The sequence below is a fragment of the Mycobacterium sp. genome (assembly GCF_035633495.1).
Classification (GTDB): domain Bacteria; phylum Actinomycetota; class Actinomycetes; order Mycobacteriales; family Mycobacteriaceae; genus Mycobacterium.
In genome coordinates this window covers 1-11,111 of sequence record NZ_DASQEU010000145.1, presented here as the reverse complement: position 1 = coordinate 11,111, position 11,111 = coordinate 1, and the positions used below count along the sequence as shown (strand labels likewise).

Annotated in this window: 6 protein-coding genes and 2 pseudogenes; 6 read left to right on the top strand and 2 right to left on the bottom strand. The window is 65.0% G+C overall.

Features of this window, described 5'->3' with window-relative positions; genetic code table 11:
• Positions 1 to 188 (top strand): ANTAR domain-containing protein (locus VET27_RS21360; protein ID WP_526521615.1); only part of this gene is annotated, 188 nt, incomplete at its 5' end.
• Between the two features lie 480 nt (positions 189 to 668).
• Entirely contained in the window at positions 669 to 3,050 is a 2,382-nt protein-coding gene (locus tag VET27_RS21355; protein WP_526521614.1) for a heavy metal translocating P-type ATPase, read from the top strand.
• A gap of 2 nt (positions 3,051 to 3,052) precedes the next feature.
• Here VET27_RS21355 and VET27_RS21350 read toward each other — a convergent pair whose 3' ends face one another.
• Positions 3,053 to 3,505, bottom strand: coding sequence for a DUF302 domain-containing protein (locus VET27_RS21350; RefSeq protein WP_526521613.1), 453 nt, complete (start codon positions 3,503 to 3,505; stop codon positions 3,053 to 3,055).
• A 71-nt stretch (positions 3,506 to 3,576) separates the two neighbouring features.
• On the opposite strand from VET27_RS21350, the gene VET27_RS21345 reads away from it, so the two are divergent.
• The 4 genes and pseudogenes from VET27_RS21345 to VET27_RS21330 all read left to right on the top strand — a co-directional run.
• Complete coding sequence (locus VET27_RS21345; protein WP_526521612.1) at positions 3,577 to 3,816, top strand: hypothetical protein; 240 nt, start codon at positions 3,577 to 3,579, stop codon at positions 3,814 to 3,816.
• Positions 3,817 to 4,974: 1,158 nt separating this feature from the next.
• Positions 4,975 to 8,175, top strand: coding sequence for an ATP-binding protein (locus tag VET27_RS21340; protein ID WP_526521611.1), 3,201 nt, complete (start codon positions 4,975 to 4,977; stop codon positions 8,173 to 8,175).
• A complete protein-coding gene (locus tag VET27_RS21335; RefSeq protein WP_526521610.1) occupies positions 8,172 to 10,838 on the top strand; it encodes a winged helix-turn-helix domain-containing protein in 2,667 nt (888 codons plus the stop codon). Before VET27_RS21340 ends, VET27_RS21335 begins: the two co-directional genes overlap by 4 nt.
• Positions 10,839 to 10,856: 18 nt before the next feature.
• Positions 10,857 to 10,970: pseudogene (locus tag VET27_RS21330) on the top strand (formylglycine-generating enzyme family protein); the annotation flags it as partial.
• A 1-nt stretch (position 10,971) separates the two neighbouring features.
• Here VET27_RS21330 and VET27_RS21325 read toward each other — a convergent pair.
• Positions 10,972 to 11,111: pseudogene (locus VET27_RS21325) on the bottom strand (adenylate/guanylate cyclase domain-containing protein); the annotation flags it as partial.

Genomic DNA, 11,111 nt, shown 5'->3' with positions numbered 1-11,111 from the left:
GCGAGGGTGAGCAGTTGCAGTCGGCGTTGTCGACGCGTGATCGGATCGGTCAGGCCAAGGGCATCATCATGGAGCGGTTCAAGATCGATGACGTGCGGGCGTTCGCGATGCTGCGTCAGCTTTCGCAGGATTCCAACACCAAGTTGATCGACGTGGCGCAGCGCGTCATCGACACCCGCGGCGAGTGACGGCGGCATGACCGCCAACAGGTACCCATACGACGGAAAGACCGTCCTGGTGAATGGCGGTTAGCCGCAGTACCGTTCCCGTCGGCCTCCGCCGAAGGCTTCGACGAGGTCAAGCGCAGCACGGGTGGCCGACGATCGATCAACATCGATCCGAACGTAACTAGAAGCAACCTGATGCCTCGCGCGTCGTGATGAGATGACACGGCACGTGAATGGGAAGGATCGCGATGGTCGACGGCGACGTCTAAACGGCCGATCCAAACGATAGAACCGCGAATCCAGTGGGCCCCATCGCTCGACGCGGGCCGGGCAACTTCATCAAACCTTCGTTGAATGAGTACCGCAGGCACATCCGCAAGGGGAAGCCTGGCAGTGGGCGCTTTCAACCGACGGGTCCCCGCGATCGCAAGGAGATGACGATGGCGGCCAATCCGGAGGGCGGGCCAAGGCCCGTTCGGTGCAGGGCGAGTGAGATTGAAGATGACTGAGACGACCGTTCTCGACGTTCGCGGTTTGCGGCGGGCCAGCTCGATTGCCGTGGTGCAGGCGACGCTGTTGCGGCGCCCGGGAGTCACGTCGGTTGATGCGAATGCAATGAATCAGACGGCCACGGTGGTCTATGACCCGGCACAGACGTCGGTTGCGGAGTTGTCCCGATGGGTGCGTGACTGTGGTTTTCACTGTGCGGGGCGTTCGGTGCCGGACCACGTGTGCGATCCAATGGCCGAGCCGACCGGCCATGATTCGCCGACACCGGCGGAGCACAGTCGACCTGCCGCTGGGGTGGCGCGGTCGTCGCAGGACATGATGGGACACGGCGGTGGCCACGGCATGTCCATGGACGGCATGGTGCGGGACATGCGCAACCGTTTCCTGGTGGCCCTCGCGTTGTCGATCCCAATCATGCTGTGGTCCCCGATGGGCCGCGACATGCTCGGGTTCGCAGTGCCAGCGCCGTTCGGCCTGCGTGACGACGTGTTCACTCTGATATTGAGCCTGCCGGTGGTGTTCTACTCGGCGTGGATCTTCTTCGACGGGGCGTACCGGGCGCTCAAGGCGCGGACCCTGGACATGATGGTCCTGGTCGCCGTCGCGGTCGGTACCGGCTGGCTTTATAGCGTCGGAGTGACACTCACCGGCGGGGGCGACGTGTTCTACGAGGCCGCCACCATGCTGACAACATTCGTGCTCCTTGGCCATTGGTTCGAGATGCGTGCGCGCGGGGGCGCCAACGACGCCATCCGTACCCTGCTGGAGCTGGCCCCGCCCATCGCGGTGGTGCTGCGGAACGAGGAGCCGGTCGAGATTCCCACCGCGGAGGTGGTGGCGGGGGATCTGTTGCTGATCCGCCCTGGCTCGAAGATCCCGGTCGACGGAACGGTCGAGGACGGTGACTCCGAGGTCGACGAGTCGATGGTCACCGGGGAGAGCCTGCCGGTGACCAAGGCGCACGGATCGCAGGTAATCGGCGCGTCGATCAACACCACCGGAGCCCTGCGGGTCCGTGCCACCAAGGTGGGCTCCGATACGGTTCTCGCGCAGATCGTGGCCATGGTGCAGGAAGCGCAGAACTCGAAGGCGCCTGGACAGCGCCTCGCCGATCGGGCCGCATTCTGGCTGGTTCTGGTCGCGCTGGTCGGCGGTACGGCCACCTTCATCGTGTGGTGGCTGGTCGGCGCTGGGGTCCAGACTGCGCTGCTGTTCGCGATCACGGTCGTGGTCATCACCTGTCCCGACGCATTGGGCCTGGCCACCCCGACAGCGATCATGGTCGGCACCGGCCTGGGCGCGAAGCGCGGGGTGCTGTTCAAGAACGCCACCGCACTGGAAGCCTCGGCCCGCGTCGACACCGTGGTGATGGACAAGACCGGCACCCTGACAAAGGGCGAACCGGAGGTCACCGACGTGGTCGTAAACGGGATCGGTGAGGACGAGCTGCTGGCGCTGGTCGCCGCGGTGGAGGCCGAATCCGAGCACCCGCTGGCCGGTGCGATCGTGCGTTACGCCACCGACCGCGATATTGGTCGGCTGCCGCTGAACGGCTTCGAGAACATACCCGGGCACGGTGCCACCGCCGTAGTGCAGGGCCGCCGCGTCGCAGTCGGGAACCGCAAGCTGATGGCCAGCGAGCACGTCGAATTCGGTGCGTTGATGGGCCGGCGCGACGAGCTGGCCTCGACCGGCCGAACGGCGGTGCTGGTGGCCGTCGACGGCCGCGGGGTCGGTGTGATCGCCCTGGCCGACGCCGTCCGCGAAACCTCCGCCGCCGCCGTGTCCGCGCTGCACGATCTCGGGGTCGAAGTGGTCATGCTCAGCGGCGACAACGAGGCCACCGCCGAACGCATCGCTACACAGATCGGCATCGACACCGCCATCGCAGAGGTACTTCCCGGCGACAAGGCAGCGAAGATTGCGGACTTGCAGCGTTCGGGCAAGAAGGTTGCGATGGTCGGTGACGGCGTCAACGACGCGCCCGCGCTCGCGCAGGCCGACCTCGGTATCGCGATCGGGGCGGGCACTGATGTCGCGATCGAAACCGCCGATTTGGTGCTCATGCGCTCTGACCCGCTCGACGTGCCGATCGCGCTGCAGATCGGGCGGGGCACCCTGCGCAAGATGCGGCAGAACCTCGCATGGGCGGTCTGTTACAACGCCGTCGCACTCCCGATCGCCGCCGGGGTCTTCGAACCGTCGTTGGGCCTGGTGTTGCGGCCGGAGATCGCCGCCCTCTCGATGTCGGGTTCGAGTTTCATCGTGGCCGTCAACGCGCTCATGCTGAAAAGGCTCAAACTTCCCACACCGGAGTCACCAGCGACGAGCACCGCGGCTAGGACGCCCGAACCCACGCCGATGCCAACGTGACGTCAATGGTCGACAACCGATGACAACTGCATCGAGCTGCCTAAGGCGTTCGCTGCCGTGGCGTGTAGCGAGTCGATCGCGGCCTGCAGTTTCACCGTGACCTCGTCGGCGACATCGCGCAGAGCGGGCTCACCAGTCACTTCAACCAACAACTGCGGGTTCATCGCTTCAACGATTACGGACGTGTCGTCGCTCTGGTCGGCCCGGACGACGACGTTGCACGGCAACAGCAGGCCGATCTGACGGTCCACGGTGACCGCTCGGTGCGCCAGTGACGGGTTGCAGGCGCCGAGGATGAGGTAGTTCTCCATGTCCTCGCCCAACTTCGCCTTCAGTGTCGCCTTCATGTCAATCTCTGTGAGCACGCCAAACCCCAGTTCGGCGAGAGCATCTCGGGTTCGCGCGACCGCGTCGTCAAATGACGTGTGCAGGGCGGTCGATAGAGCGATGGTCATTTCGGTCCTTGAGGTTGGTTTGCTACGAAGGCCGGGTCTTTATCGAATCTTCACGGAACGACGCTGACGGTGTGTTCGACATCTGTCCCTCGGGTCATACCGGGGTGATGTCCGGCACCCCGACGAGCTGCGCGTTCGCCGACAATGTCCACGACGCCTCCCAGCGGGGCAACCCGGTGACCGCCTACAGTCCCGTGACGGGCCAGATCTACAGCGTGACCTGTTTGCCGGGTGAAGCCACCGTCAGCGGCATCCACGTTGATGGCTGGACCTGCTACGGCGGGAACAACGCCGAGGTGGTGCTGTGGTGAGCCGGTGCGACCCACCGACGGGACGCTATGTCGACTGGGCGAAGGTCCTGCAATAAGCACGAGGGCGAGAGTGAACCTGCCGGGCGGCCAACCCCTCGGGGAGGGCGACGATCGATTCCCATCGTGCTCAGCGTTTGCTCGGGGCCTTGTCGACGACTCCCGTGGACAGGGAATACCTTCCGCGAGCGCCACCACTCAAGCTGCGCCGAAGGCACTCAAATCCGCCCGCGCATCCGCTGCGACCCCACCTGTCGAACCATCAGCCACTGGATCATCACGGCGTGCCTGGGTAGTCCTCGGCAGCGTCGCCGCCGTTATGCTGTTGGTCGCCATCGTCGGCTGGGTGTGGAGGCCTTGGGGTAACCAGCAATTCAAGTCAGCAAGTACGACCTCCACCACCGCGGCTCTTACCGACTTGACCTCCGCGAACGTCTTGCCATTGCCGCCTCCATCTGCAGTAACCCCCGCACCGCGCGCCTCGACTACAGCCACAACAGTTGACCCCGCTCTCACAGGACCCGCCGACGGTTCGGACTGTGCACACGCCCAGATCAACGTTGTCACTACATCGAGCTCGGGAACACCCATACGCTGCACCAGCGGGCCGGGCGGCTACTCATGGCAACCCGACACCGGCACCGGCTCGCCCGAACCGGCGCTCATCGGTCAGATGGGCTGGGATAAGTGCATCACGCAGTCCCGCAAGCGAAATGCGTTGCGTCCGCAGCAGCCATCGTCAATTCCCCCAACACTTCTGGGCCGGTGTTCCCTGAGGGAACCTACGACGTCCCGGACACGATGCCCTTCGGTACCTGCGCGGCGATCTCGTGGCCGGGAGCGGGTTGCACGTTCTACATCTACGACAGCACCGGGAAGCTCTATGATTCCCGCACCTACACCAATGCGTTCGATAAGCCAGTCGTCGAAGTGAATCCCTTCGCATCCAAAGCTCGATTCCAGACGGTGGGTTGTTCACCCTGGGTCATGATCAAGCCACTCTCACCGGACTGGTGAGTAACGCTGGGGAGGCAACGTCACGCTAGCGGCGCGACCGGCGGATTTGTCAAACGACGACATACGAGACCCTCAAAATTCTGCTGCCGGAGATGGCACTGCGATATGACGGACAGCGGTGACCAGCGGTGACACGATACTGACGTGGACCCCGGTGGGGATGGCGGCGGTGGACTGACGGCGACGACATTGTCGTGCAGCTCCTGTGGCACGGAGTTGCCTCCCGACTCCCGGTTCTGTAATAAGTGCGGCACGCCGATTACGCCGTCCCCCACATCGGCGGAGTACAAGCAAGTCACCGTCTTGTTCGCCGACGTGGTCCACTCGATGGACATCGCCAAGTCCGTCGGGGCGGAGCGGCTTCGCGAGATCATGGCCGGGCTTCTCGACCGGGCCGCGGCGGTCGTGGGCCGCTACGGCGGCACCCTGGATAAGTTCACCGGCGATGGGATCATGGCGGTGTTCGGTGCCCCCGTCGCTATGGAGGACCACGCGCTGCGGGCGTGTCGGGCTGCCCTGGAGATCCATAGGACGATCAGTGGTCTGGCCGATGAGGTATCCCGCCGCGATGATGTGGATCTGCGGCTGCGGGTCGGGCTGAACTCCGGGCAGGTGATCGCCGGGGAGATCGGTTCCGGCGGTGCCGGGTACACCGCGATCGGCGAAGAGGTCGGCCTGGCCCAGCGGATGGAGTCGGTGGCTCCGCCGGGTGGGGTGATGCTCAGTGCTTCCACGGCCCGGCTGGTCGAGACCGTGGCGTCCCTGGGTGAGCCGGAGCTGGTCCACATCAAGGGCGCCGATGAGCCGGCGAGTGCCCGGCAGTTGCTCGGTATTGGCGAACAGCGTTCACTACGCCGCACCGAATCGGCTCTTGTCGGCCGCAGTTGGGAACTGAACACGATCACGGCGATCCTCGATGAGGCCATGGGCGGCGCCGGATGTGTCGTCGCCGTTGTCGGGCCACCGGGCATCGGCAAGAGCAGACTGATCCGGGAATCCACCGCAATCGCTGCCGGCCGCGGGGTGGAAATGATCACGACCTACTGCGAGTCCCATACTCGCGATATCTCCTTTCATGTCGTCGCCCGGCTGTTGCGCGCAGGCATGGGAGTCAAGGATCTCGACGCCGTCGCGGCGCGCCGTCGTATTCGCAACCAATTCGCGGACGTTGATCCCGAAGACCTGGTCCTCCTCGAGGATCTACTTGGCATACGCGACACCGGGACGGCACTGCCCGATGTCGCTCCGGACGCGCGGCGGCGACGATTGACGGCGCTGATCGTTTCCGCGTCATTGGCCCGTCCCGAGCCGGCGGTGTACGTCATCGAAGATGCACACTGGATCGACGATGTCAGCGAATCGCTCTTGGCAGACTTCCTGGCCGTGGTCCCCCACATCCCGGCGTTGACGCTGATCACCTATCGGCCCGAGTACCGCGGCTCACTTAGCCAGGTTTCAGGCGCGCAAAAGATCGCGCTACGCCCACTGAGTGACGCACAAGCGGCGATGCTGACCGCTCAATTGGTGGGCACCGGCCCACAGCTCGTCGACCTCGCCGCACGGGTCGCGGATCGCGCTGGCGGCAACCCCTTCTTCGCCGAGGAGATGGTGCGCGATCTGGCTGAGCGCGGCGTGCTTCACGGCGAGCCCGGCGCATACTCCCTGCGCGGTGGGGTCGACGACATCGATGTCCCTCCTACCCTTCACGCCACCATCGGCGCCCGCATCGACCGCCTTGATGCCCTCGCCAAGCGAACGCTCAATGCGGCTGCGGTCATCGGGTCTCGATTCGATGCCGACCTGCTGGCCTCATTGGTCGATGACCCCGACGTGGCTCCCCTTATTGCAGCAGAACTCGTCGACCAGGTGAGTTTCGGCCCGCGCCTCGAGTACGCGTTTCGGCATCCGATGATCCGCGCCGTTGCCAACGAGTCACAGCTCAAATCGGATCGCGCACAACTACACCGGCGCCTGGCTTGCATGATCGGAGACCGCGATCCCGATACGGCTGACGCGAACGCTGCCCTTATCGCGGAGCACTTCGAGACGGCAGGCGATCTGCACGCGGCCTTCGAATGGCACATGCGCGCAGGATCTTGGCTTAACTACCGCGACAACAACGCGGCTGCCAGGAGTTGGCAAAGAGCACAGCGGGTGGCCGATCGACTCCCAGACGATGACACAGACCGCCTCGCAATGCGCATAGCTCCCCGAACCCTGCTGTGTGCGACCGGATTCCGGGTAACCGGCAGCGGATTCGCGTCCGGTTTCGACGAGCTGCGGGATCTGTGCCTCGCCGCGGGTGATAAACGATCCCTGGCTATTGCGATGTCCGGGCCGATCATGGAGACATACTTCAATGCGCGAAGACGTGAGGCCTCCGCCCTCGCCGCCGAACAAGTCCACTTGCTCCAATCGATCGGTGATCCGACTTTGACGCTGGCATTGATCACTGCCGCCGTATCGGTCAAGCAGGAAACGGCTGAGATGCATGAGGTCCTGCGGTGGTCACAGAACGCAATTGACCTCGCCGCTGGCGATGCCACACGAGGCGGCAGAATCGCGACGAGTTCCCCCCTGGCTTTCGCCCACTCCTTCCGGGGTCTCGCCCGCTGGTGCCTAGGGATCACCGGCTGGCGTGATGACTTCCAACACGCCGTTGAGATGGTCAAGACCGCGGAATCGGTGACGCGCGGTGGGGTGCTGTATTACACGCACACCATGGCAATTTTGCACGGCGTGCTGCTCCCCGGCGACGCCATCGTCCATGAGATGACCGAGGTACTTTCTGAGGCTGAACTAACGGGCGAAGACGTTGCATTTGGACTGGCCAAATCCAATGTGGGCTTCGCCCTGCTGCACCGGGGTAATGATTCGCGCGCATACGCGTTGGAACTGCTCGCACAAGTGCGAGACATCGCCGTGCGGCAGCGTTACTCCAGAACGGCAATCCCGATGATCGACACCTTCGTCGCGCACGACCGAGCGCTGCGCCTCGACTTGGATGGAGCGATCGAACTGGCGCGCGCGACAGTGGACGACGAGATCGACGGCGGGGGAACAATATTCGTCCCACTGGCAACCAACGTCCTTGTCGAGGCCTTGCTGCAGCGGGGCAGCGACGGAGACATCCAGGAAGCGCGGGCGGCTATTGACCGATTGGCCGCGGTGGAGGTCGAACCGGGGCTTGTCCTGTACGCCATCTGGCTCTTTCGGTTGCGGGCGCTGCTAGCACAAGCCGTCGGCGACGACGACGCCTACCGCGACTATCGGGATCGCTACCGGGCCATGGCCACCGACTTGGGCTTCGAGGGTCATATGAAGTGGGCCGAGGCCATGGCATGAACGTCGATGTGCGGCGGGGGGCTGCGCCTTTGGGGGTCGTGACGTTCTTGTTCACCGACATCGAGGGGTCGACCCGACGCTGGGAGGCCGACCCGGAAGCGATGCGGGCGGCCCTGCTGGCACATGACAAAGCACTGCGCACCGCGATCGAGGCGCACAACGGCTGGTTGTTCAAGCACACCGGGGACGGCGTGTGCGCGGTCTTCGCCTCGCCGCAGGCAGCGGTGGACGCTGCGGTCGCCGCCCAGCAGGTATTGAAATTGCCGGTCCGGATGGGGATTTCGACCGGTGAGGCGGAACTGCGCAACGGTGATTACTTCGGCACGGCGGTCAACCGAGCCGCGCGAGTGATGGCAGCCGGCCACGGTGGTCAGGTTCTCGTGGCCGAGTCCACGGCGGCTCTTCTGAGCGGAGTCGATCTGCTGGATCTTGGGCCGCGACGGCTGCGGGATCTACCGACCGCCCTCGGGCTGTTCCAGGTCCGCGCGGACCGACTGCGTACCGAGTTCCCGCCCCTGCGGACGCTGGATGCGACGCCGGGCAACCTGCGTCCGGTTCCCACCAGCTTCATCGGCCGCGACTCCGACGTCGCCGAAGTCGAAGCACTGGTGAGGTCGCATCGGTTGGTGACGCTGACGGGTCCCGGAGGTGTGGGCAAAACCCGGCTCGCCCTGGAAGTGGCAGACCGACTGTCCGACGAATTCACCGATGGTGTCTGGGTGTTCGAGCTGGCCGCGGTATCCGACTTAACCGCGGTGCCCGACGCTGTGGCGGCGGTGCTGGGCATCAGCCAACAGCCCGGCATGAGCGTGTCCGATAGTGTGGCCGCGGCGCTGGAAGGGCGAGTGCGTCTGCTGGTGTTCGACAACTGCGAGCATGTGCACGCCGCCGTCGGCGATATGGTCGAAGCCATCCTGGCGCAGTCGGCCACCGTGACGATACTGGCCACCAGCCGCGAGGGACTCGGCGTTGCCGACGAACACCTGTGGGCCGTCTCGTCGCTCGATGTCGGAGCGGGTGCTGACTCCGCCGCGGTGACACTGTTCGTGGAGCGGGCCCGCACTGTCGCGCAGCGATTCTCGTTGTCCTCGCCGGAGCGGGCGGCGGCCGTTGTCGATATCTGCGAGCAAGTCGACGGCATCCCATTGGCTATCGAACTTGCGGCCTCACGGATGGCGTCAATGACTCCGATAGAGGTCCGCGACCGGCTGTCCCAGCGGTTCCGGTTGTTGGTCGGGTCAGGGCGCGCACAGGAGCGCCACCAGACACTGCGTCATGCGGTGGCATGGTCCTACGACCACCTGGGCGACGCGGAGAAGGCGGTGCTGAATCGGTGTTCAGTGTTCGCCGGGGGATTCGATCTCCCCAGCGCCTGTGCCGTCGCGGGCCTCGAGGACGAGTTCGCCGTTCTTGACGTGTTGGACGCCCTGGTTCGCAAGTCGCTGTTGGTCGCCGACTGCTCGTCCGGGCGCACCCGGTTCGCCATGTTGGAGACGATCCGCCAGTTCGCCGAAGAACAACTGCTCGCTGACGCGGATGCGGTCACTCGGGCGCGGGCTACCCATGCCCGCTACTACGCCGGGCGCGAAACGGACATGCTGGCTTTGTGGGACAGCCCCCGACAGCGTGAGGCGTACGAATGGCTCGCCACCGAAATGCCCAACCTTCGCAACGCGTTTCGATGGGCGGCGGACGAGGGCGACGTGGACATCGCGGGCGCGATCGCAACCTACGCGGGGTTCATGGGGTTGTGGGTGGAGAACTACGAGCCCTTGGCGTGGGCCGAAGAGATGATCGAGCCGGCCGCCGCCGTCGACAGTCCCCGTCTGGCCACGCTCTACGCGTGTGCGTCCGGGTGCTACACATCCGGACGGGTGGACGCGGCGGTCCGCTACACCGACGCCGCCCGCCGGACGATCACCACCGGACGATATGACGTTCCCTACGGCATCCACGGCTATCTCGGAGCTGCATATATTTACAGCGGTCACCCCGAGCGCGCAGTCGAGTGGGCCCGTTCCCAACTCGCCCGCGATTCGGACATCCAGATGCTCGCCTCGACAATCTTGGTTCTGGGCATGGCCGGCCAGCGGGAAGAGGCGATGGTAGCGGCGAGCGGCCTCATCGGGAAAGCCGAAGTGACCGGAAACCCGTGGGTGATTGCCAATGCCCTGCTGTCCTACGGACTCGCGTTCCGCGACACCGAGCCGGCCAAGGCGCTGGCGGCCTTGCGCCGCGGACTTGTGGTCGCCCAGGACAGCGGAAACCGTTACGCGGAATCGGATCTGGCGCTGAGTCTGTGTCGGCTCGAGGCAAGGTACGGCGACCCGATCGCCGCGCTCGAGTATTTCACCGTCGCCATCCGCAACTTCCACGACTCGGGCGCGAGTACGTCGGTGCGAAGTCCACTGGTGCCCCTTTCCACCTTTTTCGACCGGCTCGGGCATCACAAGCCGGCCGCTGTCATTGCCGGGTTCTCGTACAACCCGCTCGCCGAGGGGCGGGCAGCCAGGATCGAGAACACGATCGCCCACTTACGCGACGTCCTCGGCGACGAGGGCTACGAAGCGCTCGCCGGCCGAGGCAACGCGATGGGTACCACCGCGATCGTGAACTACGCCTACGAACAGATCGAGCAGGCGCGCGCCGCACTCGCTCGCTAGGTAGCGGCCGGCGGCGGATGTTGTGAAGCCGACAGCCATTACCCCGGTCAGCCGCAGTTCACGGTTCCTCGGCGCGCCGTCAAAGGCGGTTCCTTCCTCTGTGCCGATGTCTACTGCCTGCGCTATCGGCCATGTCGGCCCACTGCTCCAGGGTCGGCAATGCGTCCGGCGCGATGGGATCGGACGCACCGGTGCCCGGTTGGTCGAAGAAGATCAGTCGACCGAGCGACGATGTCATCGCTTCGACCCACCCTCGAATAGACGGTATCTCCG